The organism is Streptomyces sp. WAC03905, assembly GCF_057371075.1.
Genome location: NZ_JBXYDZ010000003.1, coordinates 1,877,066 through 1,904,064, shown reverse-complemented (window position 1 = coordinate 1,904,064; position 26,999 = coordinate 1,877,066). Strand labels below are relative to the sequence as shown.

Here is a 26,999-nt window from a genome sequence, read left to right as displayed (position 1 = left end):
ACGCTACGGGCGGACGCGCGTTCAGTCCCGCACGTCCTCCTCGCCGCCCGCGTCCGCGGCCGGAGCCGCGGCCGTGTCCCGGGGGGCCTTACGGGCCGCGGGCACCGGCAGCCGCTTCGGGGTCAGGCCCGTCTTCGGGCGGGCCGGCCGCCACCGCCGGTACGCCCGGACCAGCAGCGCCACCACCGCGGCCGTCACCAGGAACGGCAACAACGCGCCCAGCGCCACCAGCAGGTAGCGCAGGACCTTCGTGAAGGCGTCCCAGCCGCCGCTCAGCGCACCGAGGAAGGTGGGCTCGTCCTTCCTCTCCTCCTCGGCGGGCGCCGGCTCCGAGACCTCCAGCGTGATCGTGCCCATCGAGGTCTGGTCCTTCAGCGCCGTCTGCTGCGCCAGCAGCGACTCCAGATCCGACTGACGCCGGCTCAGCTCGCTCTCCAGCATCACCACCTCGCTCAGCGCCGAGGCCTTGCCCATCATCTCCCGCACCCGCGCCACGCTCGCCTGCTGCGAGGAGACGCGGCTGCCGATGTCGGCGACCTTCTCGGTGACGTCCTGCGCGTCGACCTTGCGGTGCAGCAGCTTCCCGCTGCCCTCCATGGCCCCGAGCACGGCGTCGTAGCGCTCGCCGGGCACCCGCAGCGTCACCGTCGACGTCATCCGGCCGTTCTCGCCGCGCCTGGTCGACTCGTTGCCGACGTACCCGCCCGCGCCGTCGGCCGCGGTGCGGGCCGCGGCGAGGGCCTTCTGGACGTCCGCCGTCTCGATCCCGAGCGTGGCCGTGCGGATGACGTTCGGACGGACCGCGACCGGCGCCCCGTCGGTCCTGCCGGAAGAGCCCGCGGACCCCGCCGGGGCCGGTGCCGCCGCTGCGCCCGCCGCCCCCTCCCGGGCCTTGCCGTCCGCCGCGGGCGGCGCGACCGCCGCCTTGTCGCTCGCCGCCCCCTGGCCGTCCGCACCGCAGCCGGTGAGCGTGAGGGCCCCGGCCAGGGAAAGGGCGGCCAGTGCCGCCGCCGCGTGAGCACGCATCTTCCAAACCCCCGATGATCGACTGGTGTTGCCGTGTGGACGTACAGGGTCCCGTCGCGGGTTTCGCACGCGCGGTTCCGGACCGGTCCCGATGCGGTCACGGTCCGGCCTCGGAGATCGATCTGCGACGATGTGTCCATGCACGAAGCGGACATGCGTACGGACCGGCCGGCGAGCCCCACCCGGTCCAGCGGCGCCCCGGGCCACGTCGTCGTCATCGGCGGCGGCATCGCGGGCCTCGCGGCCGCCCACCGGCTCCTCGCCGCAGGCGCCCGGGTCACGCTCCTGGAGGCCGGACCGAGGCTCGGTGGCAAGCTCCGCTCCGGCGAACTCGCCGGGGCCCCCGTCGACCTCGGCGCCGAGTCCATGCTCGCCCGCCGGCCCGAGGCCGTGGCCCTCGCCGAGGCCGTCGGCCTGGGTGACGCAGTGCAGCCGCCCGCCACGGCCACCGCGCACCTGTGGACCCGCGGCGCGCTGCGGCCGATGCCGCGCGGCCACGTCATGGGCGTCCCCGGAGACCTCGGACCGCTGGCCGCCTCCGGGGTCCTCTCCGCCGAGGGCCTGGCCCGCATCGAGGCCGAGCGCACGCTGCCGCCCACCGAGATCGGCGAGGACGTCGCCGTCGGCGAGTACGTGGCCGCCCGCCTCGGCCGCGAGGTCGTCGACCGCCTCGTCGAACCTCTGCTCGGCGGGGTGTACGCGGGCGACGCCTACCGCATCTCCATGCGGGCCGCCGTGCCCCAGCTCTTCGAGGCCGCCCGCACCCACGCACTGCTGGGCGACGGCGTGCGGGAGATCCAGCGCCGGGCGCAGTCGCAGCCCCAGCAGGCCGGCCCCGTCTTCGCCGGCCTCGACGGGGGCATCGGACGCCTCCCGCTCGCGGTGGCAGAGGCCTGCCGCGCGGCCGGAGCACGCATCGTCACCGGCGCCCCCGTCCGCGAGGTCCTCCGTACGGCCGACGGCTGGCGCGTGGTCGCCACCGAGGAGACCCTCGACGCCGACGGCGTCGTCCTGGCCGTCCCGGCCGGGCCCGCCGCCCGGCTGCTGGACGCCCTCGCGCCGGCCGCCGCCGCCGAGCTGGACCGGGTCGAATACGCCTCCATGGCGCTGATCACCATGGCCTTCCGGCGCCGCGACCTGCCCGAGGCCGTCTCCGCAGGCGGAGCCAGCGGCTTCCTCGTCCCGCCCGTCGACGGCCGCACCATCAAGGCGTCCACCTTCTCCAGCAACAAGTGGGCCTGGGCCGGCGCCGATCCCGACCTCTTCCTGCTGCGGACCTCCGTCGGCCGGTACGCCGACGAGCGCGACCTGCAGCGCGAGGACGGCGACCTCGTCGAGGTGTCCCTCACCGACCTCGGCGAGGCCGTGGGCCTGACGGCCCGGCCGGTGGCCTCCACCGTCACCCGCTGGGAGGGCGGGCTGCCCCAGTACCCGGTCGGCCACCTCGGCCGGGTCGCCCGCATCCGCGGCGCCGTCGAGGCCCTGCCCGGCCTCGCCGTGTGCGGTGCGCTCTACGACGGCGTGGGCATTCCGGCCTGCATCGCGAGCGCCGGCCGGGCCGCCGACGCGGTGATCGCCGCGCTGACCGCACCTACGGCACCCCTGGCACCGACCACTGATCAGCGCACGGGACAATAGGCACATGACTGCACCAGAGAAGATTCCCAACGCGGGGAAGAAGGCGAAGGACCTCAACGAGGTCATCCGCTACACCCTGTGGTCCGTCTTCAGGCTGAAGGACGTCCTGCCGGAGGACCGCGCCGGTTTCGCCGACGAGGTCCAGGAGCTGTTCGACCAGCTGGCCGCCAAGGACATCACCGTCCGCGGCACCTATGACGTCTCCGGCCTGCGCGCCGACGCCGACATCATGATCTGGTGGCACGCGGAGACCGCGGACGAGCTGCAGACCGCGTACAACCTGTTCCGCCGTACCAAGCTGGGCCGCGCGATGGAGCCGGTGTGGTCGAACATGGCCCTGCACCGCCCGGCCGAGTTCAACAAGTCGCACATCCCGGCCTTCCTGGCCGACGAGGTCGCCCGCGACTACGTCAGCGTCTACCCCTTCGTCCGCAGCTACGACTGGTACCTGCTGCCCGACGAGGACCGCCGCCGCATGCTCGCCGACCACGGCAAGATGGCCCGCGGCTACCCCGACGTGCGCGCCAACACCGTCGCCTCGTTCTCCCTGGGCGACTACGAGTGGCTGCTGGCGTTCGAGGCGGACGAGCTGTACCGCATCGTCGACCTCATGCGTCACCTGCGCGCCTCCGAGGCCCGTATGCACGTCCGGGAAGAGGTGCCCTTCTACACCGGGCGCCGCAAGTCCGTCGCCGACCTGGTGGCCGGACTCGCCTGATACCTCCCCTGGGGGGAAGGACCGGAGGACGACCACACCGTCAGGTGAGTGCCTCCGGTGGATCGGGAGGCTGGTCCGAAAGACGGCCCCTGCCCCCGAAACGACGCAGCCGGAGATCCCGCCCGGAAGTTCAGACGACCGGCGGCAGCAGTGCCCTGCGGGCGCTCGCCGCCCCGTCGTCCAGCGACACCGGTGCGGGCTCCGGATGCGGCGCGCAGCGCACGCGCCACCCCGGGGTGGCGCCCGTCAGCAGATACCGCTCCACGTGCCGGTCCACGCACCCGTTGCGCCCGCCGGCCACACCGTGGGAGCCGGCCCCCGTCTCCGTCACCAGTGACGCCCGCGCACCCAGCCGCCGCTGCAGTTCCAGCGCGCCCCGGTAGGGGGTCGCGCCGTCCCGGTCCGCCGCGACCACGAGGGTCCGAGGCAGCGGCCGGGGCTGTGACCCGACGGCCACCGGCGACTGCCGCCCCCGGACCGGCCAGGACGCGCACGGCAGGTTGAGGAAGGCGTTGGCCCAGGTCTCGAAGGGCGCGGTCCTGGCCAGTTCGGTGTGGTCGCGGTCCCAGGTCTCCCAGTCCGCGGGCCAGGGGGCGTCGTTGCACAGCACCGCCGTGTAGACGGCCGTCGCGTTCTCGGCCTCGGCCGCCGCCGACGGGTCGGGGGCGGCCTGGGCGGCCAGCACCGAGGGATCGCCGCGCAGGAACGCGGCCAGGGCCGAGGCCCGGTCCGGCCAGACGTCGTCGTAATAGGCGGCCTGGAGGAACGCGGCCCGCAGTTCGCCCGTCCCGACGCTCCCGCCGGCGGGGGTGCGGGCCACCGCGTCGCGGACCCGCTCGTAGCCGGCCTGCACGGCCGCCGGGGTGGTGCCGAGCCCGTACGTGGAATGGTGCCGGGCCACCCAGGCGCGGAAGTCGTGCCACCGCGCCTCGAACCCGCGCGACTGGTCGAGGTTGTTGCGGTACCAGACGCGCCGCGGATCGGGGTCCACCGCCGAGTCGAGGACCATCCGGCGGACGTGGCCCGGGTAGAGGGTGGCGTAGACGGCGCCCAGGTAGGTGCCGTACGAGGCGCCCATGAAGGTCAGCCGCTCCTCGCCGAGCGCGGCGCGCAGCACGTGCAGGTCCCGGGCGTTGTTCAGGGTGGTGTAGTGCGCCAGGGCGGCGCCGGTCCGGCGGGCGCAGCCGCGGGCGTACGCCCTGGCCTGCGCCAGGCGTTGCATCTTGTACGCGGGGGAGGGGCGGGCCGGCTCCTGGGTGGGGCCCTGCGGGCGGGCCGCCGGGTCCCGGCAGGACAGCGGGGCCGAGCGTCCGACACCACGCGGGGCGTACCCCACGAGGTCGTAGGCGGCGGCGATCCGCTGCCAGCCGGGCAGCCCGGCGACCTGGGGGAAGTACATGCCCGAGGCGCCGGGGCCGCCCGGGTTCTGCACGAGCGCGCCCTGGCGGGCGGCGCCGCCGGCCCCGGTGGCGGCGGCCCGGCTGACGGTGAGGGAGATCTGCGGGCCGTCGGGGCGGGCGTAGTCGAGCGGGACGCGCAGGACGGCGCACCGGACGCTCGACGGCAGTGCCTCGACGGCCGGGCAGGTGCGGAAGTCGAGCCCGGTGGCGCCGCCGCCCCGGGAGGCCGCCGCGAGGGCCGCACGGCGGGCTCTGGCGGCGACGAGCGCGGCACCGGCGCCCTCGGCGTCGCTGTCGGCCGGGGCCGCCCGCGGGACGGGTGCGGCCGCGGCCGGGGGTGTGCCGAGGACGAGCAGGAGGACGGCCGCGACGGCTGTGGTGCGTGCGGTTCTCCTGCGCATGACGGCCCTGCCTCTCATCGGATGGACCGATGAGAGGCAGGCGCCGCACCTCTTGTAAAGGATCACCCGGCCGGTGTCGGCGGCCGTGACCCGGACGCCGTATCAGGAACTGCTGGAACAGCTGGAACCGCTCGAACTCGAACAGCTGGAACCGGAGGAGCTGCTGCAGCTGGAGGAGCTGCTGCCCGAGCAGCCGGAGCCGCCGCCCCCGCAACTGCTGCCGGAGGAACCGCAGCCCGAGCCCGAGGAACCGCAGCCCGAGCCCGAGGAGCCGCAGCCCGACCCGGACGACCCGCAGCCCGAACCGCCGCTGCCGCCGCCCCCGTCGCCCGCCGCGCACCAGAGCACCGGCAGCAGCTCGGGCGAGGAGTCGGACGACGACGTGTGCGTGCGGTGGTGGGAGCGCGCTCCCGCCTGGGCCGCCGCCAGCCGGGTGCCGCGCGCGGCGGGCACCAGCTGCTGGCGCAGGAACGGGTCCCGCAGGCCGCGCAGGCCGAAGAGCGCGGTCTGCACGTGCGGGGTGCGGTCGTTGACGTACGCGGAACGCATGGCGAGCAGCGCCCGCAGTCCGGCCCGGGTGACCCGGTTGCCGGACCGCGCCCTGCTGAGCAGGCCGAGGACGAGCCCCGCGAACAGGACGGGCGCCACCATCACGATGAAGGGCACGCCGTCGCCGGAGTCGAGGACGAGGCCCACGATCGTCAGCGGGATCGACGCCACCAGCCAGACCCCGCACGCGACGGCCTGGATCAGCCCCCAGCGGCGCCGGGGCCGGCCCGTGCCGGGCGGCGCGAGCAGCCCGCGGGCGGCCAGGGCGTCCCCGATCTCCTGCACGGCCGGGTCGCGCATGGCGGCGTAGCGGACCTGGTAGAGCCATCCCGAGGGGGCTCCGGCGTGGGCCTGGAGCACGGCGCGCTCGGCCGGGTCGGCCGCCCGCGCCCCGGGGCGTACCTGCACGATGCCGGGGCCGCCGACGACCAGCCGGCCGTCCCCGAGCATCGAGACGAGCGCGGCGTCCACGACGGTACCGGGACCGCCCACCAGGAACGCGGCCTCGGACAGGTCGTGGAGGCCGGCCGACGGGGCCGCCGGTGCGGGCCGGCCCCGGCGCGAGCCGCGCAGGAGCAGGACGGAGGAGACGATGACGGCGATCCAGATCGCGGCGGCGAGGATGTTCACGCTGCCCTCCCCGCGAGCGCCCGGGCCCAGCGCACGATGCGGCGCGGCGGCCTGGCTCCCGCCCGTTCCCGCCACCAGGCGGTGAGCCGGCGCCGCGCGGCCGGGTCGGCCGGCAGGTCCTGGATCAGCAGGTGCTCGGCGAAGTCCAGGGCGTCGCGGCGGTAGCCGGCGGTCATGGGCCGGCGCCTGGCGTACGTCAGGAAGGCCTCGCGGTACGGGTCGTGGCCGCCCAGGATCCCGGGCAGCTCCGGAGCCACCTTGGCGACCACGTCGGCCCGCTTGGCGGCCAGTGCCCGCACCTGCACGCGGATGCGGGCGCGGTCGAAGCCCTCGGGCACGGGGGTGCCGGCGACGAGCGCGGAGAGCAGGGCGGCCTGCCCGAGCGCCACCCGCGTCCGTGCGGCCTCACCGGCCCCCCGCGCCGCCGCGGCCTGCGGCTCCGCTCCCGTCTCCTGAGCAGGCTGGGGCTCCGGCGCGGGCTGAGGCTCCGGTACCGGCTCCGGCGCGGGCTGGGGCTCCGGTCCGGCCCCCCGTGCCCGCTCCGGCGCGGGTTGGAGCTGCCGTCCGGACCCCCGGGCCGGCTCCGGCGTCGGCTGCGGCGCGGGCTGCGGCTCCGGTACCGGCTCCGGCGCGGGCTCCGCTACCGGCTTCCGCGTCGGCTGCGGCTCCGGCGCGGCCGTGTCCGTCCCGGGCCCCGCCGGGGCTGCGCCGGCCGCGGCGGGCCGGCCGCCGGCCGTCACCACCGCGCGGATCGCGGCCAGTTCGCCCGCCAGCTCCGCCTCGGGCGGGAAGTCGTCGTCGCGCTCCAGCAGCACGCCCGCCGGCTCCACCCGCGAGCGCAGCTCGGCCAGCAGGTCGAGCACCACCGGCGGCACGGGGTGCGCGTGGGTGTCGTGCCAGACGCCGTTCCGCTCGATTCCACCCGCCACGTGCACGTACGCCAGCGCCTCCAGCGGGATCGCGTCGAGCACGGCCGCCGGGTCCTCACCCCGGTTGACCCGGTTGGTGTGCAGGTTGGCCACGTCGATGAGCAGCCGGACCCCGGTCCGCTCGACCAGCTCCGTGAGGAACTGCCCCTCGGTGAGCTCCTCGCCCGGCCACGAGAACAGCGCGGCGATGTTCTCCAGCGCCAGCGGCACCGGCAGCGCGTCCTGCGCGATCCGTACGTTCTCGCACAGCACGTCCAGCGCGTCGCGGGTGCGCGGCACGGGCAGCAGGTGCCCGGCCTCCAGCAGCGGCGAGGAGGTCCGTACGAACGCGATGTGCTCGGTGACGAGCGGCGCCCCCAGCGCCACCGCCCGCTCGCCGAGCGCCGCCAGCTTCTCCGGGTCCGGGCGGTCGGCGCCGCCGAGGCCGAGCGAGACCCCGTGCGGCACGATCCGCGTACCGCGCTCGCGGAGCCGCCCGAGCGCCTCGGGCAGGTGGCCCGGGCAGATGTTCTCGGCCACCACCTCGACCCAGTCCAGGCCGTCCAGCCGCTCGACCGCGTCCGCGATCTCCGGCCGCCAGCCGATGCCCACCCCCAGGTGTGCCATGGGCTTCATGTCCCCCCGCCCCCTCTCTTCGTACCGTGTGCGGATGTCATGGCCCCGACGCAGTCGCGCCAATCCGCACGGGGGGACGTTCAGAGCAACATTTGAGGTTCCCGGCGGGCCGCGCCGCCCGCAGGAGAGCCGTCAGAGCCGGGCGCGGAGCGCCGGATGGTCGGCGACGACGGTCGCGCTGCCGGGGGCGATCTCGGTGAAGCCGGCGTCGCGGACCACGGGCAGCCCGCTCCCGCTCAACTCCGCCCACCGCTCGCGCGCCGGGGTCCGTACGGCCAGCCGGAAGCCCGACTCCTGCCAGGCCGCCCGCTCCGTCCGCGTCAGCTCCCACCACGCCAGCTGCGCCGCGTGCCCGGCCTGGGCCATCGCCTTGCCGGCGGACATGCCGAGGTCCGGATTGAGCCACAGCACCGGCAGCGCGGAGCCGTCGGCCGCGGGAACCGGCTCCGGGTCGTCGAGGTCGGTGCCCGACACCTGGAGCTTGGCCAGTTCCTTGGGCCAGCCGTCGAGGGGCACGGGCGGGAAGACCCGGACCTCGGCGGCGTCGCCGTGGACGGTGATGCCCGGCAGGGCCTCCGCCTTGCGCCATTCCGCCCCGCGCGCCCGCCGGACCACCTTGCGGATCCGCGCGTCCTGCCAGTCGCGCACCGCCTGCGCCCACGCGCCGTCGCCCTGCGCCCGCTCGTCGGTGAGCAGCACCAGCACCGCGCGGGCCGCGGTCTCCAGGGCGTCGGTCCGGGCCGGCGGCTCCGTCTTCTCGATGCGCACCACCAGCGGCAGGACGAACTGCGGGGCCTCATCGCGCAGTGCGTGCTCCCGCCGGAAGGCGCTGTCGGCCCCGACCGACGGTACGGCCGGAATGTCGTTGGTGTGCTGGCTGCTCATCCCGCCAAGGATGCCAGGCTCCGCCTTGAGGAGGATGTCCCGGGTGGCCGGCCCGGGTGAGGATCGGTGCCATGAAGAGTGATCTTTTCGCGTCCGAGAACCTGGCCCAGCCGGCAGTGGCCCCCGGCATGAGCCTGCAGAACGCCAAGTCCGTGCGGTACCACGTCAACGGGGAGATGCTGGCCCGTCAGGGCTCGATGGTCGCCTTCCGCGGGGACCTGCAGTTCGAGCGCAAGGGCCAGGGCATAGGCGGGATGCTCAAGCGTGCCGTCACGGGCGAGGGCCTGGCGCTCATGTCCGTACGCGGCCGGGGCGAGGCCTGGTTCGCCCACCAGGCGGGCAACTGTTTCATCATCGACTTCGAGCCGGGCGACGCGCTCACCATCAACGGCCGCAACGTGCTCTGCTTCGACCCGACCCTCTCCTACGAGATCAAGATGGTGAAGGGCGCCGGCATGACCGGCGGCGGCCTCTTCAACAGCCTCTTCACCGGCACCGGCAAGCTCGCCGTCGTCTGCGACGGCAACCCCATCGTCATCCCGGTGACCGCCCAGTCGCCCGTCTTCGTCGACACCGACGCGGTGGTCGGCTGGAGCGCCGGGCTGGAGACCGGCCTGCACCGGTCCCAGTCGGTCGGCTCGATGATCCGCGGCGGCTCCGGCGAGGCCGTCCAGCTGAAGCTGAGCGGCGAGGGCTTCGTCATCGTCCGCCCGAGCGAGGTCACCGAGACGACCGCAGCACACTGACCCCGGCCGCCGCGGGGGGCCGCGTCACGTTCCGATCAGGTCGGAGACCTTCACGAAGCGGTAGCCGCGCTTGCGCAGCTCCGGGACGATCTTCCGGACGGCCTCCTCGGTGACCGGGGCGGCGCTGCGCGTGCAGTGCATCACCACCACCGAGCCGGGCTTCACGCCCGCGAGGACCTGCTCGGCGACCGCGTCCGGGTCCGTCGCGAAGGCGTCCCCGCTGACGACGTCCCACTGGACCGCCGTGACCCCGGCCGTGGACAGGGCCCGCAGCGCCGGGTCGTCGTAGCAGCCGCCGGGGAAGCGGAAGTACGGGACGGTGTTGACGGCGCCCGCCTGCCGGAAGGCGGCGAAGGCCCGGTCCACGTCGGACCGGGCGGCCGCGCCGTCGAGCGCGGGCAGTCCGTAGCAGGGGGACGTGAAGGCGTGGTGGCTGTACGAGTGGTTGGCGATCTCGAAGGTCGGGTCGGTGCCGATGGACTTGGCCTGGTCCGGGTACTCCTCGGCCCAGCGCCCCGTCATGAAGACCGTCGAGGGCACCTTGAGGGAGCGCAGCGCCGAGATCAGCCCGGGGTTGTCGAAACGCTCGCCGCCCGCGGCGCGCGGCCCCTGGTCGGAGGTCATGTCGGCGTCGAAGGTCAGCGCCACGGTCTTGTCCGCGCGCTGCTTCGCCCGCTCGAAGACGGGGGTCAGGCCGTTCGGCCCGGGGGCCAGGGTCGGCGCCTTGCCGGGGGCGCCGGCGGCCGGGCCGCCCGGCAGGGGGCTCCGGGAGGCGGCCGCGGCGCCGGGCGCGGAGGCCGCAGGGGCCGCAGGGGACGCGGGGGCGGACGCCGGGGGCGTGCCCATACGGGCTTCGCGGCCGGCGTCCGTGGGGCCGGAGCCGCCCCCGCAGCCCGCGAGGGAGGCGGTGAGGGCGGCACTGAGTGCGGCGGCGGCCGCCACCTTGCGCACGGAAATGGTCACGTACGCAAAATATATGACTATGTGACAAGTGGGCGTCAGCGGCACTCCCCGTCGTGCCGCCGATCCCCGGTCAGCGCCGCCAGGGGCCCGTCACGGCGAAGGTGGTGCCCGGCGCGTAGGCGTTGACGTACAGGGTCCGCCCGTCGGGGGAGAAGGTGACGCCGGCGAACTCCCCCCACTCCGGGGCCCCGGGCGCGCCGATGTCGTCCGCGTTGCGGGCCACCGGATAGACCTCGCCGCCCACCGTCACCCCGAACACGTACTGCGCGCCGCCGCCGTCCTCGCACACCATCAGCCCGCCGTCGGGCGCCAGACAGATGTTGTCGGGGGAGTCCCCGGGCAGCTGTACGTCGGCGGCCGGCCCGAAGAGGACGTCGAGCCGGAGCCGGGCGCGCCGCGGATCGTAGAACCACACCTGTCCGTGGTGGTCGGCCGGCGCGCCCTCGCCCCGGCGGGCGTAGCTGGACACGAAGTGGACGCCGTGGCCGCCCCAGTAACAGCCCTCCAGCTTCTGCGCGTGGGTGATGCCGCCCCGCCCGAAGTCCTGGTGCCGGATCGGGGTGGCCGCGGCCGAGGGGTCCGGTACCGGCACCCACTCCACCGGGAACTCCGCGCCGGGCTCGTCCACCGCCGCCAGGTCCGCCAGCCCCGGAACCCGCAGCGCCTCCAGGTCGCCGCCCGCGCGCAGCGAACCGGCGCCGCCGAGCGGCCGCTCCGGCAGGAACCGGTAGAACAGCCCGAAGGGCCGGACGAAGGCGTCCTCGGTCTCGTACACCACCCCGCGGTACGGGTCCACGGCGACGGCCTCGTGCGCGAAGCGGCCCATCGCGGTGAGCGGGACCGCGCCCGAGCGGTGCGGCCGGGCGGGGTCCACCTCGAAGACGTAGCCGTGGTCGCGGGAGTAGCCGGAGGTACCGGCGCGGTCCTCGGTCTCCTCGCAGCTCAGCCAGGTGTTCCAGGGGGTGCGGCCGCCCGCGCAGTTGACGGCGGTGCCGGCGAGGGCGACCCGCTCGCCGGTGACCCGCCCGTCCGCGGCGAGGTCCAGGGCCGTGCAGCCGCCGAGCGCCCCGGGGTCGTACGTCAGCCCCGGTACGGCGGGGACCCGCAGGGCGGCGGTGGCGCGGTTCTCGTGGTTGCGCACGAGCCGCACCCGGCCGCCCCCGGCGTCGAAGGCGGCCATGCCGTCGCAGTTGGCGGGGACGGCGCCCTCGCCGGAGCGCAGTGGATCACCCGCGCGCGAGAGCACCCGGTAGGTGAACCCGGCGGGCAGGTCGAGGAGCCCGCGCGGGTCGGGGAGGAGCGGCCCGTACCCGCCCCCCGCCCGGGCGGCGGCCCGGGCCGAGGCGGGGGAGCCGCCGGTGAACAGCGCGCCCAGCGCCCCGCTGAAGGCGACGGCGCCGGCCGCGAGCAGGCCGCGTCGGGAGACGGACACCGGCCCCCCTACGGACGGGTGGTGCCGGGCAGGCAGGTCACGGCCGGGTTGAAGGTCTCGTGCAGGCCGCGGGGGTTCTTCTTCCACAGCCACAGGTGCAGGGCGTAGTGGACCGGCTGGCCGGGGAAGTTGCCGGGCTTGGGGCCCTTGAACGCGGTGCCGAACATGGTCGGGCGGTCCTCGTCCGTGGTCAGCTTCTGGTCGCGGTCGTAGACCAGCCACTGCACCCCGACCAGGCGCTTGCCGCCGCGCCCGTCGTCCTCGTAGTACAGCGCCGCCGGCTTCGCCGGGTCGACGGAGTTGTCGTAGGTGTGGTTGAAGTGCGGGTAGCCGAGCGCACCGGTCCGCCCCGCCCTGTCGAACACGCAGTACTTGTCGGGGACGTAGCCGGCCGCCACCGCGTTGGCGTGCACCTGGAACGGGGCGGTCGCGCGGTACACGGCGGCCCGGTCGGCCAGGGGACGGCCGGCGTCCGGGCCGTGCCCTGCGGAGGCCGGCGGTGCGGCGAGGGCAGCCAGGGTCAGGGAGGCGGCTGCGGTGAGGGCGGGGGCGAGACGTCGGACCATGCGCGGGCTCCTCGGGACGGACGGGCTGGTGGCACAGCAGCCCTTCCCGCGGCCCGCCGAGCCCGCCCCGCCCCCGCGCCGTACACGGCACGGACGGGCGACCGCCGATCGGCCGACGGCCGGCCCGCCGCCGCCCGCCCGGCCGGTGGCCGCCCACCCGCACACCGACGGCCCCTTCCCCCCGGGCCGGCGCCTCACCCGAACGGGAGCCGGGCCGTTTCGCGGCGCACCGGCACGGGGAACCGGTGAGTCCGCAGACGGCCGTTGCGACGGCCACGGCCACCGCCACGGCGGCGAGTGCGACGGAGGGTGCGGAACATGGCGCAGCGGGATACGGCCCCGAACGGCGACGGAGGACTGCGGGACATCGTCTCGGCCGTCTCCAGAGGCGCGCCGGAGTACCGGCAGTGCCCCCACCCCCTGTACGCGGCCCTGCGCGAGCAGGACCCGGTGTGCCGGCTGACCCCTCCCCACGGGATCGACACCTATCTGATCACCCGCCACGACGACGCCCGCGACGCCCTGTCGGACCCCCGGTTCAGCAAGGACATGCGCGGCGCCATCGACACCTACCACGCGGTGTACGGCAGCTTCTTCGACGCCCTCGACGACAACGTCCTCTTCTCCGACCCGCCGCGGCACACGCGGCTGCGCCGCATCCTGCGCGGCGCCTTCACCCCGCGGCGGGTGGAGCAGATGCGTCCGCGGATCACCGAGATCGCGGAGACGATCCTCGCCGAGTGCCGCCGGGCCGGGACGGTCGACCTGATGGCCTCGTTCGCGTTCCCGCTGCCCGTCGCGGTCCTGTGCGAACTGATGGGCATCCCGCAGGAGGACCGCCCCGAGATCCTGGAGCAGTTCGCGGTCGTCACCCGCTCCCGGTTCGACCCCAGCCGCAGGGCGGAGCTGCAGGCGGCCGAGGAGCGGCTCCAGCACCGGCTGGAACGGCTCATCTCCGACACCCGTGACCACCCGTCGGACACGTTCCTCAGTGACCTCCTCCGCGCGGAGGAACGTCTGGACGACCCCGAACTGGTCGCGTCGCTGTGGGTGCTGTTCTTCGCCGGCCACAAGACCACCGCCTACCAGATCGGCAACTCCGTCCTCAACCTGCTGCTCCACCCCGACCAGGCGGAGCGGCTCCGCCGGGACCCGCGGCTCGTCCCGGGGGCGGTCGAGGAGATGCTGCGCTTCGAGGGCTCCGTGGAGACCTCCACCTTCCGGTACGCGGCCCAGGAGGCCCGGATCCGGGACACGGTGATCCCCAAGGGCTCACTGGTGCAGATCGCGATCTCCTCGGCCAACCGGGACCCGGAGCGGTTCGCCGCCCCCGACGAGCTGGACGTGACCCGCGAGGGGCTGCAGGGCACGCACCTGGGCTTCGGCCACGGCACCCACTACTGCCTGGGGGCGCCGCTGGCGCGGCTCGAACTCGAGATCGCGCTGACCTGCCTGCTGCGGGACTTCCCCGACATGCGTCCGGTGGACCTGGAGGAGACCCGGGGCGCGTGGCTCAAGGGCCCGGTCCCGGCCTTCCGGGGGCTGGAGCACCTGCGGGTCGTCCTGGAGCCCTCGCGGCCCGACGGCGACCCGGGCGAGCCGACCCTGGCCACCGTGGCCTCCGGAAAGTGACCCAGACCCCGATGGGCGGTGGATTGGCATGACGGATTCCGTGAGTACCCCCGTGCGGCTCCTGGGAACCCCGGCGGACGAACTGCGCATCGCCGCGGTGGGCACCAGCGAGGTCATCCGGATCGCCCGGGGTCCCTCCGTGCCGGCCGCGGACGCCGGCCCGGCGGGCACGGTCCACTCGAAGATCGACATGCACCACCACTACTGCGCCCCGGAGTGGCGGGAGTGGGCGGTGCACCACGGGCTGGTCCGGCCGGAGCAGCTGCCCCCGTGGTCCCGGCTCGACACCGAGGCGTCGATCAGGTTCATGGACGACGCGGGCATCACCACCGCCGTCCTCAAGCCGATGCTGCCCGCGCGCTACCGGTCGTCGGCGCAGCTGCGCGAGGCGGTCACCATCACGCTGCGGTCGATGATCGAGGTGGCGACCTCGCACCCGGGCCGGTTCTCGTACTACGTGCCGCTCTTCCTGGACGACCAGGAGGCCTCGTCCTGGGCCGTGCGCCGCGGCCTCGGGCAGCTGGGCGCCGTGGGCGTCAACGTCACCGCCAACTACGGGGGCGTCTACCTCGGGGACCCCGCCTACGACCGGCTCTTCCACGAGCTGAACGAACACCGCGCCGTGGTGGACACCCACCCGCACAACCTCCCGGGCGGCCCGCCCGGCGCGCCCACGGTGCCGGGCATCCCGAACTTCATGTGCGACTTCCTGCTGGACACCACCAGGGCCGCCGTGAACATGATCAGCCGCAGGACGCTGGACCGCTTCCCGGACATCTCCGTGGTCCTGCCGCACGCGGGCGGCTTCCTCCCGTACATCGCCACGCGCCTGCAGGCCCTGGGCCGATTCTGCGACCCGAGCGTGGATCCCGCCGCCGTCCGCGACCACCTGAGCCGCTTCTACTACGACACGGCCGGACCCATGGCGCCCGCCGCGACGCTGCTGGAACACGTGCCGGCCGACCACGTGCTCTTCGGCACGGACTGGCCCGCGGCCCCCGCCGACACGGTCATGGACCTGGCGCTGCCCGCCCTGGAGGCGGACCCGGCCTTCACCCCGGAACAGCTGCGGGGGATCTACCACGACAACGCGATGCGTCTGATCCCGCAGCTGGCGACGGCCTGACGGAACACGCCGGGGGGTGCGCGCCGCGCCGTGCGGCCCGCACCCCCCGGCCCGTGATCAGGCGAGCTTGGCGCTCAGGGTGATCGTGGTGCCGGTGAGGGCCTGGCTCACCGGGCAGTTCTTCTTGGCGTCCTCGGCGGCGGCGACGAAAGCGTCGTCGTCCAGGCCCGGGACCTCACCCTCCACCGTGAGGTGGATGCCGGTGATGCCCTCACCGGGCTGGAAGGTGACGTCGGCCTTGGTCTCCAGCCGGGTGGGCGGGGTGCCCGCGCCCGCGAGGCCGTGGGACAGCGCCATCGAGAAGCAGCTGGAGTGGGCGGCGGCGATCAGCTCTTCCGGGCTGGTCTTGCCGTTCGCGGCCTCGGAGCGGGCGGGCCAGGAGACGTCGTACGAACCGATGCCCGAGGAGTCGAGGGTGACGACGCCCTTGCCCTTGAGCAGGTCGCCTTCCCAGACGGTGTGCGCGTGACGCGTGGTGGCCATGGTGATCCCTTCGCAGAGGTGGGGAAACGGCCGGGCTCCCGCGGGGGAGGCCCGGCCTTCCCAAACCTACTGGGACACCAGGGGTTTCGCGTCGCGCGCCAGCGCGGTGAGCCGCGATATGGCGCGGAAGTACTTCTTCCGATAGCCGCCGTTCAGCATCTCCTCACTGAACAGCCGGTCGAAGGGCACACCGGACGCCAGCACCGGGACCTCGCGGTCGTACAGGCGGTCGGCCAGGACCACCAGCCGCAGCGCCGTCGACTGGTCCGGCACCGCGCCGACGTCGGTCAGGCACACGGCCGTGATCCCGTCCGTCAGCGCGCCGTACCGGCTCGGGTGCACCCGGGCCAGGTGCTCCAGCAGGCCGGGGAAGTCGTCCAGGCTCGCGCCCTCGGTCGCGTACGCGGCCTTGGTGACCTGCTCGTCGGAGAACGGCGCCGGAGCCTCCGGAAGGCCGCGGTGGCGGTAGTCCTGGCCGTCGATCCGCAGCGGCCGGAAGTGCGCCGACAGCCCCTGGATCTCCCGCAGGAAGTCCGCGGCGGCGAAGCGGCCCTCGCCGAGCTTGCCCGGCAGCGTGTTGGAGGTGGCGGCCAGCGCCACACCCTGCTCGACCAGGCGGCTGAGCAGCGAGGACACCAGTACGGTGTCGCCCGGGTCGTCCAGCTCGAACTCGTCGATGCACAGCAGCCTGTGCCCGCCCAGGGTCTGCACGGTCTGCTGGAAGCCAAGCGCGCCGACCAGGTTCGTGAGCTCCACGAAGGTGCCGAAGGCCTTGAGCGCGGGCTCGGCAGGGGTGGCATGCCAGAGGGAGGCCAGCAGGTGGGTCTTGCCGACGCCGTAGCCGCCGTCGAGGTAGACCCCGCGCGGACCGGAGGGGGCGGCCGGCTTCTTGGAGAACCAGCGCTTCTTGCCGGCGCCGCTCGCGTGCGCCCCGCCCAGGCCGGCGGCGAAGCCGCTCAGCACGGTGACGGCCTCGGCCTGGCTCGGCTGGGCCGGGTCCAGGTTGTAGGTGTCGAAGCGGACGGAGTCGAACCGCGGCGGCGGCACCATCTCGGCCACCAGCCGTTCGGCGGGCACCCGCGGCTCGCGCGCGCACAGGGCCTGCGGCCCGGCGTCGGCTATCGGGGGCCGGCCTGAGGTGTAACCGGAGGTGGAGAGTGATGTCGACACAGCCCTTAACTCTACGGGGCGTGGCACACTGCACCGATGCGACGCCTGTTCCCTGTGACCGATCAGACACCCTCCCGGACGCGGGAGGGGGCCGACCGGGAGTGGTCGCTCGACGAGCTCGCGGACGCCTACGCGTACCCCGAGCTGGCGGCGGACGGCCACTGGCTCCGGGCCAACATGGTCTCCACCCTGGACGGCGCGGCCCAGCACGACGGCCGCTCCCAGCCCATCTCCGGGGAGACCGACATGCGGATCTTCGGCACCCTGCGGGCCCTGGCCGATGTGGTGGTCGTCGGCGCGGAAACGGTTCGCCAGGAGGGCTACCGCCCGGCCCGCGCCCGGGACGCCTTCGCGGCCCGCCGCCAGGCCGCCGGGCAGGGACCCGCTCCCGCCATCGCGGTGATCACCGCCAGTCTCGACCTGGACTTCTCGCTGCCGCTGTTCACCTCGCCGCTGGTGCCGACCCTGGTGGTCACCGGCGCCGCCGCGCCCGCCGACCGAGTCGCCGAGGCGGTGCGCGCCGGGGCCGAGGTGGTGGTGGCCGGCGAGGGCACCGCCGTGGACGCGGCCCGCGCCGTACGGGAACTCGCCGACCGGGGGCTGCGCCGCCAGCTCACCGAGGGCGGGCCCCGGCTGCTGGGTCAGTTCGTGGCCGCCGACGCGCTGGACGAGCTGTGCCTGACGATCTCCCCGACCCTCACGGCGGGCGGTGCCCAGCGCATCGCCGGCGGGCCTTCCGTCACGGTTCCGCACCGGCTCGCGCCCGCCTGCGTACTGGAAGAGGCCGGGTTCCTGTTCACGAGCTACCGTCGGATCTGACAAGGGGCGGAATTTCCCGTTCCGCTTTGCGTCCGCTGGGCACATATACCTGCGCAGGCCCCGTGCGACAGCGGGGCAGGATGGTTTCCGCAGGGGCCGGCCGGCCGGTCTCGGCCCATGAAGGAGAGGGCGTCCGTGTTCACGAGCGTATTGATGATCGAGCAGCCGCTGACCACGGTGGACGTGGACTTCGTCACCAGCCTCCACGGAGACGACCCGGTCTCCTTCGTCGTCCTCATGCAACCCCGGGGCGACCAGGACCGACTGCTGCGCGCCATCGACGACGTAGCGCTCGGTGAGCTTCCCGGAAGCCATCCGTGAGGGTGACGAACCGGAGGGCGAGGAAGCGCTCGGCCCCGCCGCCCACGCCCTCGCGCACTCGCTGAACGCCCTGCGCCAGAAGGGCGCCAAGGCCGTCGGGCAGATCGTCGGCAAGCACCCGCTCGACAAACTGCAGTCCGTGGTGGACGAGACCGGCGCCGACGAGGTGATCGTCCTGACCTCCCCGCACTTCGTGGAGGAGTTCTTCCACCGGGACTGGGCCTCCCGCGCGCGCCACAAGGTCGGCGTTCCCGTGCTCAAGCTCTTCGCCCACAACGAATAGGCTTGGCCCCCAGAGCCCGACGCACACAAGCACCGCACTCGATCCTGGAGCGACCTGAATGAAGCCCGGCCTGCCGACCGCCATGGAACGGCCCCACTTCATCGGCATCGGCGGCGCCGGCATGTCCGGCATCGCGAAGATCCTGGCCCAGCGCGGCGGCAAGGTCGCCGGCAGCGACGCCCGCGGCGACTCCGAGACCGCCGACGCGCTGCGCGCCCACGGCGTCACGGTCCACGGCGGCCACGCCGCGGACAACCTCGCCGCAGACTCCACCTGCGTGGTCGTCTCCAGCGCCATCCGCGCCGACAACCCCGAGCTGGCCCGCGCCGCCGAACTCGGCATCCCCGTCGTGCACCGCTCCGACGCCCTCGCCGCCCTCATGGACGGTCTGCGCCCGATCGCCGTCGCCGGCACCCACGGCAAGACCACCACCACCTCGATGCTGGCGGTCTCCCTGTCGGCCCTGGGCCTGGACCCCTCGTACGCCATCGGCGGCGACCTGGACGCCCCGGGCTCCAACGCCCACCACGGCGAGGGCGACATCTTCGTCGCCGAGGCCGACGAGAGCGACCGCAGCTTCCACACGTACGCGCCGCAGGTCGCGATCATCCTCAACGCGGAACTCGACCACCACGCGAACTACGCGTCGATGGAGGAGATCTACGAGTCCTTCGAGACCTTCGTCGGCAAGGTCGTGCCCGGCGGCACCCTCGTCGTCGCCCACGGCCAGGAGGGCGCCGCCGAGATCGCCCGCCGCGTCGCGGACCGCGAGGGCCTCACCGTCGTCACGTACGGCGAGGAGGACGGCGCCGACGTCCGCATCACCAAGATCACCCCGCGCGGTCTGACCAGCGAGGTCACCGTGGTCCTGGACGGCCGGATGCTCACCTTCACCGTGTCCGTCCCCGGCCGCCACTACGCCCACAACGCCGTCGCGGCCCTCGCCGCGGGCGTCGCCCTCGGCATCCCGGCCCACAACCTGGCCTCCGCCCTCGGCAAGTACACCGGCGTCAAGCGCCGCCTCCAGCTCAAGGGCGAGGCCGCCGGCGTCCAGGTCATCGACTCCTACGCGCACCACCCCACCGAGATGACGGCCGACCTGGAGGCCATCCGCGGCGCCGCCGGCGACTCCCGGATCCTGGTCGTCTTCCAGCCGCACCTGTTCTCCCGCACGCAGGAACTCGGCAAGGAGATGGGCCAGGCCCTGGCCCTCGCCGACGCCTCCGTGGTCCTGGACATCTACCCCGCCCGCGAGGACCCGGTCCCCGGCGTCACCAGCGAGATCATCATCACCGCGGCCCGGGCCGCGGGCGCCGACGTCGCCGCCGAACACGACAAGACGGCCGTCGCCGACGTCATCGCGGGAATGGCCAAGCCCGGTGATCTCGTTCTCACCATGGGCGCGGGCGACGTCACGGACCTCGGTCCGGTCATCCTCGCGCGCCTGTCGAGCTGACCGAACGAGGGAGCGGGAGAGTCATGTCGTACGAGGTCGAGAAGACGGACGAGCAGTGGCAGGCGGAGCTGACCCCGTCCGAGTACCAGGTGCTGCGCCTCGCGGGCACCGAGCCGGCCTTCCGCGGTGAGTACACCGACACCAAGACGGAGGGCGTCTACTCCTGTCGCGGCTGTGGGGCCGAGCTGTTCCGCTCCTCGGAGAAGTTCGAGTCGCACTGCGGCTGGCCGTCCTTCTTCGACCCGAAGGACACCGACGCCGTCGAACTGCTCGCCGACACCTCGCACGGCATGGTCCGCACCGAGGTCCGCTGCGCCAGGTGCGGATCCCACCTCGGCCACGTCTTCGAGGGCGAGGGCTACCCGACGCCCACGGACCAGCGCTACTGCATCAACAGCATCTCGCTGCGCCTGACCCCCGCCGCCGACGCGGACTGACGCCGCAACGCCGCAGGAACACGACACGACCGGGCCCTCCCGGCCCCGCACCGGGCCGGGAGGGCCCGGTCGTGCCGGGTCCGCCGTCCGTTTCCCGGCCGGCCGGTGCGCGGGTTCAGCCGCTGCACTGGGTCATCTCGCCGCCCTGGCGGACGCTGTACTGGCCCGGCGGCACGTTCATGATCTGGAAGCCGCCGTTCTGGGGGATCTCGACCGTCCCGCCGAAGCCCGCCGACCCGTACACGTAGGCCGGGCCCGGGGTGAAGCCGCCACCCGACAGGTGGACCTTCCCGTTCTCCAGGACCCCCGAGGTCGAACACGTCGCGGCCGGGACCGCGGCCGGCGGGGTGTGCGGGACCGCCGCGAGGGCGGCGGGGGCGGCGACGAACGAGGCGGCCGCGAGGGGACCGAGGAGGAGGAGCCGTGTGCGCCGGTTCATGAGACGTCCTTACCGGGAGGAATCGGAAGGCCGCGCACCGCACGCCGCGGGCGGGGCCGCCTTTCCATCGTCACCCCGCCCCCTGTCCGCTGCGACCGGAGGGACGGCCTGGCCGGAACCGGACGGCAATGGTGTCGAGGACGTCGCGGTTCGGTTCCGATCCGGTCTCTGGCCTGGGGCGATCCCACGGAGATAGCACGTTCGGCGTGTGAAGACACCTATCCGTTTCTTCCGTCTGTCTGGTTATGATCGGCCCCTCACATCCCGTCACCACCCCACCGGTTGTGACCGTCCCCCCAGCAACGCCCTGCCCGGTCAGGCTGTTCGGCCACCCCTGACGTCCCCAGTCGCCCCCGCTCCCGAGGACCGATGTCTCCCATAGAACCCGAAGGCGTACGAGGGCGGTCGACGACGCGTCGCCGGCGCACCGTACGCCTGCGCACCCTCCTCATCTGGCTGGCAGTGGTCCCCACCGTGGCGATGGGCACGCAAGTCACGGTGACCGCCGACCGGTTGCTGGAGCAGTCGGCGCGGCTGCGGGCCGACGTGGAGGCCGCCGAGCGGATCGGCGCACCGCTCTACACGCTCATGGTGGACATGCAGGCGGAGCGGACCGCGACCGCGGCCCAATGGGCGGGCACCGAAGGGGCCGAGGGCGAACTGCGGGTACGGCGCGCCGCGACGGACTCGGCCGCGGAAGAGTTCGGCCGCCTCGCCGACGACCCGTCGCGGTCCTTCACCGAAGTGACCCGGCAGCTCGAGAAACTTGCCGTCCACCGCCAGCGCGCGGACACCCGCAGCGGCGCCGCCGAGAGCACGCTCGCCTACTACTCCGAGGTGATCGGCAAGGTCATCCAGGTCTACCAGCAGGAGTTCAGCCACGCCGAGGACGCCGAACTGGCCCAGGCGAGCCGCCCCGTGGTGTCGATGCTCCAGGCCACCGAGATGGTCGCGCGCGAGGACACCGTCCTGGCGCTCGCCGGACCGTCCGGAGAACTGACCTTCGTCGGTTACGACCAGTTCGTCAGCTCCCTGGGAGCCCAGCGCTACCTGCACGAGGCGCTGATCGTGCCCCACCTCGCGGACGGCGACGAGCGGTTCTACGAGCGGGTCGTCGGCTCCGCGGACTGGCAGACCAAGACACGTATCGAGAACGCGGTCCTCTCCGGGCACAAGGACACCGTCTCGGGCATCAAGGTGCCCGCCGAGGTCGGCGGCTGGAAGTCCGCCCACGCCAATTTCTCCGTGCAGATGACCACGCTCAACATCGACCTGGCGCGCTCGGTGCTGACCCGCGGCGAGGCCAAGGCCACGGAGCTGCAGACCGAGGTCGCCTGGCTGATCGCCGGCAGCGGCGGCGGGCTGCTGGCCGTCGTGGTCGTGGTCGTCTTCACCACCCGGTCGGTCCTGCGCCGCCTGCGCGAACTGCACGAGCGCACCGTGACCGTGGCCGAGGAGACCCTCCCCGACGTCGTCGCCCGGCTCCAGCGCGGCCAGACCGTGGACCCCGGGGCCCTGCCGGCCGTCGGCGGAGACCGCGACGAGGTCGGACGCATCAGCGACGCGTTCGCCCGGGCCGTCGCCGTGTCGGTCGACGGACACCGTCAGCTGGCCGCCGAGCGGCACGGGTTCGGCCTGTTCGCCTCGGGCATCGCCTCGCGCACCGGGAACCTCGTCAGCCGCCAGCTGAGCCTCACCGAGGACATCCAGGACGCCTTCGGCCACGACGAGGCGCTGCTCGCCCAGTTGATGCGCTCCGACCAGCTGACGGTCGGCATGCGGCGGCAGATCGAGAACCTCCTCATCCTGGCGGGAGGCGAGGTCCCCGACCCGCACACCGAGCCCATGCGCGTCGCCGACCTGCTGCGCGAAGCCGCCGCGGAGGTCGAGGACTTCCGGCGCATCGAGCGGCAGGCCCTGGACGAGACCAGCGTGGAGCCGAGCGCCATCAGCCGGATCAGCCACCTGCTGGCCGAGCTGCTGGACAACGCCACCCGGTTCTCCCCGCCCCGGTCCAAGGTCGTCATCCGCGCCGAACTCGTAGCGGACGGCCTGACGGTCGAGATCGAGGACCGCGGGCCGCGGGTGAGCCCCGAGCGGTACGAGGAGATGAACGGGCGCCTGCACCAGGCACCCCCCTACTCCGTCCTGGCGCAGAACGCGCACCGGCTCGGCCTCTTCGTCGTCGGCCACCTCGCCGACCAGCTGGGGGCCACGGTCACCCTGCGCCGTTCGGTGTACGGGGGGACCTGCGCGGTGGTGGTCCTCCCGGGCGGACTGCTGCTGCCGACCGAGGGGGAGCCACCGCGCGAACCCGCCCGCCCCGAACCCGCGGCGCCGCCCATGACCGCGTCAGCGGCCGCGGCGGCGGTCCCGGACACGACCGCGGCCGCCGGGCCCGACGCCGCTCCGGCGTCCGCCGCGGACGCACCGGTCGCGCATGCCGCGCCGGTCTCGCCGGACGCGCAGGCCCCGTCGGACCCCGGCGGGCCGGTCCCCGCGGAGAGCCGCGAACCCGGGCCGGAGGCGCTCACGAGCGCCGGACTGCCCAGCCGGCGCGCGAAGACGGCCCGGCCCGCGCCCGCCGCCGTACCCGCGGCCCGATCGGCCGCGGCCGCCCCCGCGCGGCCCGCCCTCCCCGAGCGCGTCCCGCAGACCCACCTCGCCGACCAGCTGCGCGCGCCCCACGCGCCGGCCGCACAGGTCCCCCAGGACACCGCGACACCCGAAGAGGTCGCCGACGCCTGGGCGGACTACGAACAGGGGACCCAGACAGTGGAAGAAGAGCTCCGACGGGATCAGTCATGACCACCTCATCGAACACCGCGGCATCCAACGACGCGATCTACAGCGTCCTCGACAACAACCTGAGCAGGATCGCCGGCATCCAGGGAGCCGTGCTCCTGTCCAACGACGGCATTCGGCTCAGCGCCTACCTCCTGGACCAGCCCCAGGCCGAGCGCATGGCCGCCGCCGCCTCCGGCATCGCCTCCACGATGAAGGCGATATCCCGGGAGATCGACGGCGGCCGCGTCATCCGCCAGCTCGTCGAGATGGACGACCGGTACCTCTGCATCGTCGGGTGCGGCGAGGGCAGCACGCTCATCGTGGTGACCTCCCGCAAGGCCCGCCTGGGCGAACTGGGCGGCGAGGCCGTCCGCACCGCGCAGGCCCTCGGCGAGTGGCTGGGCACCCCCGAGCGCGGCCAGGTGCCGAACCCGTAATGCCGCAGGACGAGCCGCAGCCCGCAAACCGCCGCCGTACGCGGCTGTACGCCCTCACCGACGGCCGTACGGCCGCTGCGCACACCGTCCTGACCATGGACACCACCATCACGGCGGCGGACGCCGACGACGCGCACGGGGGACTGCCCACCGAGTGGCAGGAGATCCTCGACCTGTGCGCGCCGCCGGGCGGGCGCGCGGTCGCGGAGATCGCGGCAAGGATGAACATCCGCCTCACCCCGATGACGCTGCTCCTCGGGGAACTGGCCGACCGCGGGCTGATCACCCATCGGCCGCCCCTGGCGGCATCCGACACCACCGACGTCAACCTGCTCATGAGAATCAGGGACAGCCTTGCCCGGATATGACACGCCCGCCCAGCCCGCCCCGGGGGAACCGGCCCCGGTCAAGATCCTCATCGCCGGCGGATTCGGAGTCGGCAAGACCACCCTGGTCGAGACGATCTCCGAGATCGAACCGCTGCGGACGGAGGAGCGGCTGACCGCCGCGGGCGTCGGCGTCGACGACCTCGAAGGCATCGAGTCCAAGAACCTCACCACCGTGGCGATGGACTTCGGCCGGATCACCCTCACCGACGCCGGCATCGTCCTCTACCTGTTCGGAACCCCGGGCCAGGAACGCTTCTGGTTCATGTGGGACGACCTCCTGGGCGGCGCCCTCGGGGCGATCGTGCTGGTCGACACCCGGCGCCTCGACCGCAGCTTCCCGGCCGTCGACTTCTTCGAGAGCCGAGGCCTGCCCTTCGTCGTCGGCGCGAACTGCTTCCACGGCGAACAGCCGTACACCGCCGAGGAGATCGGGGCCGCCCTGCACCTGCGGGATCCGGACACGCCCGTCCTCATGCTCGACGCCCGCTCGCGCACCGACGTCCGCGCGTCCCTGCTCGCGCTGCTCGACGTCCTGATCGACAAGGCGCGGCAGGCCCCGGCGGCCGTCAGCGGCTGACCGTCCCGGCCGCCACGACGTCCGCCAGGTGGTCCGCCAGGGTCCGGCGCGGGACCCAGCCCCGGGCGCGGGCCCGCGTCAGGTCCAGGACCACGGGGTGCGCCAGCTGGTCCACCGCGTACCGGCTGAGGGCCGGCTCGCCGCCCGCCAGCGCCTCGGCGACCCGGGCCGCCGCCCGGGCCGCCCGCAGCGGCAGGTGCCGGATCCGGGCCCGGACGCCGTGCGCCGCCAGGACCGCGCGGACCGCGGCGTCCCGCCCGTAGGCCTGCCCGTCGGCCACGTTGTACGCCCCCGGCGGCCAGGCCGTGGCCGCGAGGCAGGCGTCCGCCAGGTTCTCCACCGCCGTCAGGCTCAACCGGACGTCCGGACCCGGCAGCAGCAGGGTGCCCGCCCGGACCCGTGACAGCAGCCGCGGCAGCAGCGTGGTGTCGCCCGGCCCGTACACCGCCCGCGGGCGCAGCACCACCGCCCCGGCGGCCAGGGCCAGGGACTCGCCGGCCGCCTTCGTACGGCCGTAGGCGTTCAACTGCCCCGCGCGCGGATGGTCCTCACCGACCAGGGAGCGGTCCGGCCGCGGGTCGTAGACGCTGGCGCTGCTCACCCACACCACCGGCCGGCCCGCCGCGGCCCGCAGCAGGCGTTCGGTGCCGGTCACGTTGACCTCGTGCATCAGCGCCTCCGCCGCGGAGCCGGGGGAGGGGTCGCCGACCGCCGCCGCGCAGTGCACCACCAGCTCCACCCCGGTGAGGTCCGGATCACCCTGGGCGGCGTCCCAGAAGCGGTGCTCACCCAGCGGGCCGGGCCGGCGGCCCACGCACACCACCTCCGCCCCGCCCGCGGCCGCCGCACGCGCCACGTGCCCGCCGCAGAAGCCGCTCGCACCCGTGACCGCGATCACGACGCCGCCCGTACGCGCAGCGTCCGCCAGCCCGGCAGGGCCGCACCCCGGTCCACCCGGGCCCGGGTCACCACCGGCCGGTACGGGGCCAGCGCCGCCAGTACGTCGGCCAGCTGGACGGACGCCAGCCGGGCCCCCGGGCACGCGTGCGCCCCCGCTCCGAACACCAGCCGGGACAGGGCCGGTTCGGCCGGGCGGCGGGCGTCCGGGTCGCGCCGGTGCGCCTCCGCCGCGTGCCGTGCGACCAGCAGCAGCCGGTCACCGCCGCGCACCGGGCAGCCGCCGACCGTACCGTCCGCCGCGGCCGCGCGCGGCAGCAGCGGCGAGGCCGCCGTGACCCGCAGCAGCTCGGCCACCAGGGCCGCGCGCAGCGCCTCGTCGCCGGCCTGCTCCCACAGCCCGGCGTCGGCGCACCAGGCCACGGCCCGCGGCAGTGCGGCCACGGTGGTGTTCACCGCGGCCACCGCCACCATCGCGGCCAGCGCGCCGTCGGCGGGGTCCGGGCCGTGTCCGCGCCCCGCCGACGGCGCCGGGTCACGGTCCAGCAGGTCCCGCAGCCGGCGGGCGGCCCGGGCCGCGGCGGCCCCGGCGCCGGGGCGGCGCGGCCCGGGCAGGTGGCTGCGCACGGAGGCCGCCGCGGCGTCGGAGGCGGCCCGCGCGACCTCGTGCGGGTCGGCGCCGGAGCCCAGCAGCGCGCACACCACCGTTCCGGACAGTTCGCGGGCCAGCTCGACGAGGTCCACCTCCGCGCCCTCGGAGAGCGGCGCGAGACGGCCTGCGAGCAGGGGCTGCCACCGCGCCCGCAGCTCCTCAACGCCGGCTGCGCCGAGGCCGCCCGCGAGGTCCCGCCGGTCCGCCCGGTGCTCGCCGCCCTCCTGGTCGAAGAGCACACCGCCCTCGCCCGCCAGCGCGGAGCGCGCGGCGGCGCCCGTGGTGCCCCCGGCGGTCCGGTCGAGCGGCAGCCGGGTCAGCGCCTCCCGGTAGGCGTCCGCCCCGTGCACCAGCAGGGCGCCGCCGATCCGGCGCACGGGCCGGCCGCGGGTGGCGGCGAGCAGCCCGAACAGGACGGGGTGGCCGCCCAGGTAGACCCGCCGGTCGCGGCGACGCGCGCGGGCGTGGGACGTGGGCCTCATCGGTGCCGGTGCGGCCATGGGGTGCGGTACCTCCGTGGGACGGGTGCGGGGGAGGGGCGTGCGGAGCGGGGCGGGGTCCGGGGGGCGTGTGCTTCGCGGGCTCGGCACCGGTCG

General features: G+C 74.6%; 25 protein-coding genes and 1 pseudogene. 13 read left to right on the top strand and 13 right to left on the bottom strand.

The features are described from left to right. Positions 1-21: 21 nt before the first annotated feature. Entirely contained in the window at positions 22-1,026 is a 1,005-nt protein-coding gene (locus AC2RP6_RS11170; RefSeq protein WP_486446090.1) for a DUF4349 domain-containing protein, read from the bottom strand. 138 nt (positions 1,027-1,164) lie between these two features. Between AC2RP6_RS11170 and hemG the strand changes: the two genes are divergently transcribed. Beyond that, positions 1,165-2,664 (top strand): protoporphyrinogen oxidase, encoded by a 1,500-nt coding sequence (hemG, locus tag AC2RP6_RS11165; protein ID WP_486446089.1) that lies wholly within the window; start codon positions 1,165-1,167, stop codon positions 2,662-2,664. Positions 2,665-2,668: 4 nt separating this feature from the next. Next, positions 2,669-3,382, top strand: coding sequence for a hydrogen peroxide-dependent heme synthase (hemQ, locus tag AC2RP6_RS11160; protein ID WP_469303099.1), 714 nt, complete (start codon positions 2,669-2,671; stop codon positions 3,380-3,382). A gap of 130 nt (positions 3,383-3,512) precedes the next feature. Here the strand turns inward: hemQ and AC2RP6_RS11155 are convergent, their stop codons facing one another. The 4 genes from AC2RP6_RS11155 to AC2RP6_RS11140 form a co-directional block, all read right to left on the bottom strand. Further along, on the bottom strand, positions 3,513-5,183 hold the full coding sequence (locus tag AC2RP6_RS11155) for an alpha/beta hydrolase (RefSeq protein ID WP_486446088.1): 1,671 nt from the start codon (positions 5,181-5,183) through the stop codon (positions 3,513-3,515). 102 nt (positions 5,184-5,285) lie between these two features. After that, a complete protein-coding gene (locus tag AC2RP6_RS11150; RefSeq protein ID WP_486446087.1) occupies positions 5,286-6,362 on the bottom strand; it encodes a TIGR04222 domain-containing membrane protein in 1,077 nt (358 codons plus the stop codon). Next, positions 6,359-7,897 carry an MbnB/TglH/ChrH family RiPP precursor modification enzyme gene (locus AC2RP6_RS11145; protein ID WP_486450294.1) on the bottom strand — a complete coding sequence of 513 codons (1,539 nt, stop codon included), beginning with the start codon at positions 7,895-7,897 and terminating at the stop codon, positions 6,359-6,361. Before AC2RP6_RS11145 ends, AC2RP6_RS11150 begins: the two co-directional genes overlap by 4 nt. Before the next feature lie 141 nt (positions 7,898-8,038). Further along, positions 8,039-8,791 (bottom strand): aminoacyl-tRNA hydrolase, encoded by a 753-nt coding sequence (locus tag AC2RP6_RS11140; protein ID WP_486446086.1) that lies wholly within the window; start codon positions 8,789-8,791, stop codon positions 8,039-8,041. A 71-nt stretch (positions 8,792-8,862) separates the two neighbouring features. On the opposite strand from AC2RP6_RS11140, the gene AC2RP6_RS11135 reads away from it, so the two are divergent. Then, positions 8,863-9,537: an AIM24 family protein gene (locus tag AC2RP6_RS11135; protein WP_486446085.1), complete on the top strand. Its 675-nt coding sequence runs from the start codon at positions 8,863-8,865 to the stop codon at positions 9,535-9,537. Positions 9,538-9,561: 24 nt separating this feature from the next. Here AC2RP6_RS11135 and AC2RP6_RS11130 read toward each other — a convergent pair whose 3' ends face one another. The 3 genes from AC2RP6_RS11130 to AC2RP6_RS11120 all read right to left on the bottom strand — a co-directional run bounded on the left by AC2RP6_RS11130 (position 9,562) and on the right by AC2RP6_RS11120 (position 12,498). After that, positions 9,562-10,500, bottom strand: a complete 939-nt coding sequence (locus AC2RP6_RS11130; protein ID WP_486446084.1) for a polysaccharide deacetylase family protein — start codon at positions 10,498-10,500, stop codon at positions 9,562-9,564. A 70-nt stretch (positions 10,501-10,570) separates the two neighbouring features. Next, complete coding sequence (locus AC2RP6_RS11125; protein ID WP_486446083.1) at positions 10,571-11,932, bottom strand: alkaline phosphatase PhoX; 1,362 nt, start codon at positions 11,930-11,932, stop codon at positions 10,571-10,573. Positions 11,933-11,940: 8 nt separating this feature from the next. Next, positions 11,941-12,498, bottom strand: a complete 558-nt coding sequence (locus AC2RP6_RS11120; protein WP_486446082.1) for a hypothetical protein — start codon at positions 12,496-12,498, stop codon at positions 11,941-11,943. 318 nt (positions 12,499-12,816) lie between these two features. Between AC2RP6_RS11120 and AC2RP6_RS11115 the strand changes: the two genes are divergently transcribed. Together AC2RP6_RS11115 and AC2RP6_RS11110 are read left to right on the top strand one after the other, a co-directional pair. Next, complete coding sequence (locus AC2RP6_RS11115) at positions 12,817-14,130, top strand: cytochrome P450 family protein (RefSeq protein ID WP_486446081.1); 1,314 nt, start codon at positions 12,817-12,819, stop codon at positions 14,128-14,130. Between the two features lie 40 nt (positions 14,131-14,170). After that, positions 14,171-15,256 carry an amidohydrolase family protein gene (locus AC2RP6_RS11110; RefSeq protein ID WP_486446080.1) on the top strand — a complete coding sequence of 362 codons (1,086 nt, stop codon included), beginning with the start codon at positions 14,171-14,173 and terminating at the stop codon, positions 15,254-15,256. 57 nt (positions 15,257-15,313) lie between these two features. Here the strand turns inward: AC2RP6_RS11110 and AC2RP6_RS11105 are convergent, their stop codons facing one another. Together AC2RP6_RS11105 and zapE are read right to left on the bottom strand one after the other, a co-directional pair. Next, positions 15,314-15,739 (bottom strand): OsmC family protein, encoded by a 426-nt coding sequence (locus AC2RP6_RS11105; protein WP_486446079.1) that lies wholly within the window; start codon positions 15,737-15,739, stop codon positions 15,314-15,316. Between the two features lie 66 nt (positions 15,740-15,805). Next, the gene (gene zapE / locus AC2RP6_RS11100; protein ID WP_486450293.1) at positions 15,806-16,861 is read right to left on the bottom strand and encodes a cell division protein ZapE; all 1,056 of its coding nucleotides are present in this window, start codon (positions 16,859-16,861) and stop codon (positions 15,806-15,808) included. A gap of 84 nt (positions 16,862-16,945) precedes the next feature. On the opposite strand from zapE, the gene AC2RP6_RS11095 reads away from it, so the two are divergent. The 4 genes and pseudogenes from AC2RP6_RS11095 (at position 16,946) to msrB (ending at position 20,225) form a co-directional block, all read left to right on the top strand. After that, positions 16,946-17,728: a pyrimidine reductase family protein gene (locus AC2RP6_RS11095; RefSeq protein WP_486446078.1), complete on the top strand. Its 783-nt coding sequence runs from the start codon at positions 16,946-16,948 to the stop codon at positions 17,726-17,728. Between the two features lie 135 nt (positions 17,729-17,863). Beyond that, positions 17,864-18,332 (top strand): annotated as a pseudogene (locus AC2RP6_RS11090) (indole-3-glycerol phosphate synthase). A 58-nt stretch (positions 18,333-18,390) separates the two neighbouring features. Beyond that, a complete protein-coding gene (murC, locus tag AC2RP6_RS11085) occupies positions 18,391-19,788 on the top strand; it encodes a UDP-N-acetylmuramate--L-alanine ligase (RefSeq protein WP_486446077.1) in 1,398 nt (465 codons plus the stop codon). 23 nt (positions 19,789-19,811) lie between these two features. Beyond that, on the top strand, positions 19,812-20,225 hold the full coding sequence (gene msrB, locus AC2RP6_RS11080) for a peptide-methionine (R)-S-oxide reductase MsrB (protein ID WP_486446076.1): 414 nt from the start codon (positions 19,812-19,814) through the stop codon (positions 20,223-20,225). Positions 20,226-20,340: 115 nt separating this feature from the next. Here the strand turns inward: msrB and AC2RP6_RS11075 are convergent, their stop codons facing one another. Then, complete coding sequence (locus tag AC2RP6_RS11075) at positions 20,341-20,664, bottom strand: hypothetical protein (RefSeq protein WP_486446075.1); 324 nt, start codon at positions 20,662-20,664, stop codon at positions 20,341-20,343. A gap of 369 nt (positions 20,665-21,033) precedes the next feature. Between AC2RP6_RS11075 and AC2RP6_RS11070 the strand changes: the two genes are divergently transcribed. From AC2RP6_RS11070 to AC2RP6_RS11055, 4 genes are read left to right on the top strand one after another with little or no spacing between them, the layout of a single operon-like run. After that, positions 21,034-23,472: a sensor histidine kinase gene (locus AC2RP6_RS11070; RefSeq protein WP_486446074.1), complete on the top strand. Its 2,439-nt coding sequence runs from the start codon at positions 21,034-21,036 to the stop codon at positions 23,470-23,472. Further along, complete coding sequence (locus tag AC2RP6_RS11065; RefSeq protein ID WP_030651655.1) at positions 23,469-23,888, top strand: roadblock/LC7 domain-containing protein; 420 nt, start codon at positions 23,469-23,471, stop codon at positions 23,886-23,888. Before AC2RP6_RS11070 ends, AC2RP6_RS11065 begins: the two co-directional genes overlap by 4 nt. Beyond that, the gene (locus tag AC2RP6_RS11060; RefSeq protein WP_486446073.1) at positions 23,888-24,256 is read left to right on the top strand and encodes a DUF742 domain-containing protein; all 369 of its coding nucleotides are present in this window, start codon (positions 23,888-23,890) and stop codon (positions 24,254-24,256) included. The genes AC2RP6_RS11065 and AC2RP6_RS11060 overlap by 1 nt, the downstream gene beginning before the upstream one ends. Continuing rightward, the gene (locus AC2RP6_RS11055) at positions 24,243-24,854 is read left to right on the top strand and encodes a GTP-binding protein (protein ID WP_486446072.1); all 612 of its coding nucleotides are present in this window, start codon (positions 24,243-24,245) and stop codon (positions 24,852-24,854) included. Before AC2RP6_RS11060 ends, AC2RP6_RS11055 begins: the two co-directional genes overlap by 14 nt. On the opposite strand, the gene AC2RP6_RS11050 is transcribed toward AC2RP6_RS11055, so the two are convergent. Beyond that, a complete protein-coding gene (locus AC2RP6_RS11050; RefSeq protein WP_486446071.1) occupies positions 24,844-25,752 on the bottom strand; it encodes an NAD-dependent epimerase/dehydratase family protein in 909 nt (302 codons plus the stop codon). The genes AC2RP6_RS11055 and AC2RP6_RS11050 overlap by 11 nt on opposite strands. Next, the gene (locus tag AC2RP6_RS11045; protein WP_486446070.1) at positions 25,749-26,903 is read right to left on the bottom strand and encodes a cytochrome P450 family protein; all 1,155 of its coding nucleotides are present in this window, start codon (positions 26,901-26,903) and stop codon (positions 25,749-25,751) included. The genes AC2RP6_RS11050 and AC2RP6_RS11045 overlap by 4 nt, the downstream gene beginning before the upstream one ends. Between the last annotated feature and the right edge of the window lie 96 nt (positions 26,904-26,999).

Bases quoted from the DNA above. Each gene is read 5' to 3' on its own strand.
- AC2RP6_RS11145 (WP_486450294.1), bottom strand. From the start codon at position 7,897: ATGGCACACCTGGGGGTGGGCATCGGCTGGCGGCCGGAGATCGCGGAC.
- hemG (WP_486446089.1), top strand. From the start codon at position 1,165: ATGCACGAAGCGGACATGCGTACGGACCGGCCGGCGAGCCCCACCCGG.
- AC2RP6_RS11045 (WP_486446070.1), bottom strand. From the start codon at position 26,903: ATGGCCGCACCGGCACCGATGAGGCCCACGTCCCACGCCCGCGCGCGT.
- AC2RP6_RS11170 (WP_486446090.1), bottom strand. From the start codon at position 1,026: ATGCGTGCTCACGCGGCGGCGGCACTGGCCGCCCTTTCCCTGGCCGGG.
- msrB (WP_486446076.1), top strand. From the start codon at position 19,812: ATGTCGTACGAGGTCGAGAAGACGGACGAGCAGTGGCAGGCGGAGCTG.
- AC2RP6_RS11155 (WP_486446088.1), bottom strand. From the start codon at position 5,183: ATGCGCAGGAGAACCGCACGCACCACAGCCGTCGCGGCCGTCCTCCTG.
- AC2RP6_RS11115 (WP_486446081.1), top strand. From the start codon at position 12,817: ATGGCGCAGCGGGATACGGCCCCGAACGGCGACGGAGGACTGCGGGAC.
- AC2RP6_RS11070 (WP_486446074.1), top strand. From the start codon at position 21,034: ATGTCTCCCATAGAACCCGAAGGCGTACGAGGGCGGTCGACGACGCGT.
- murC (WP_486446077.1), top strand. From the start codon at position 18,391: ATGAAGCCCGGCCTGCCGACCGCCATGGAACGGCCCCACTTCATCGGC.
- AC2RP6_RS11095 (WP_486446078.1), top strand. From the start codon at position 16,946: ATGCGACGCCTGTTCCCTGTGACCGATCAGACACCCTCCCGGACGCGG.
- AC2RP6_RS11135 (WP_486446085.1), top strand. From the start codon at position 8,863: ATGAAGAGTGATCTTTTCGCGTCCGAGAACCTGGCCCAGCCGGCAGTG.
- AC2RP6_RS11140 (WP_486446086.1), bottom strand. From the start codon at position 8,791: ATGAGCAGCCAGCACACCAACGACATTCCGGCCGTACCGTCGGTCGGG.
- AC2RP6_RS11105 (WP_486446079.1), bottom strand. From the start codon at position 15,739: ATGGCCACCACGCGTCACGCGCACACCGTCTGGGAAGGCGACCTGCTC.
- AC2RP6_RS11060 (WP_486446073.1), top strand. From the start codon at position 23,888: ATGCCGCAGGACGAGCCGCAGCCCGCAAACCGCCGCCGTACGCGGCTG.
- AC2RP6_RS11075 (WP_486446075.1), bottom strand. From the start codon at position 20,664: ATGAACCGGCGCACACGGCTCCTCCTCCTCGGTCCCCTCGCGGCCGCC.
- AC2RP6_RS11065 (WP_030651655.1), top strand. From the start codon at position 23,469: ATGACCACCTCATCGAACACCGCGGCATCCAACGACGCGATCTACAGC.
- AC2RP6_RS11120 (WP_486446082.1), bottom strand. From the start codon at position 12,498: ATGGTCCGACGTCTCGCCCCCGCCCTCACCGCAGCCGCCTCCCTGACC.
- hemQ (WP_469303099.1), top strand. From the start codon at position 2,669: ATGACTGCACCAGAGAAGATTCCCAACGCGGGGAAGAAGGCGAAGGAC.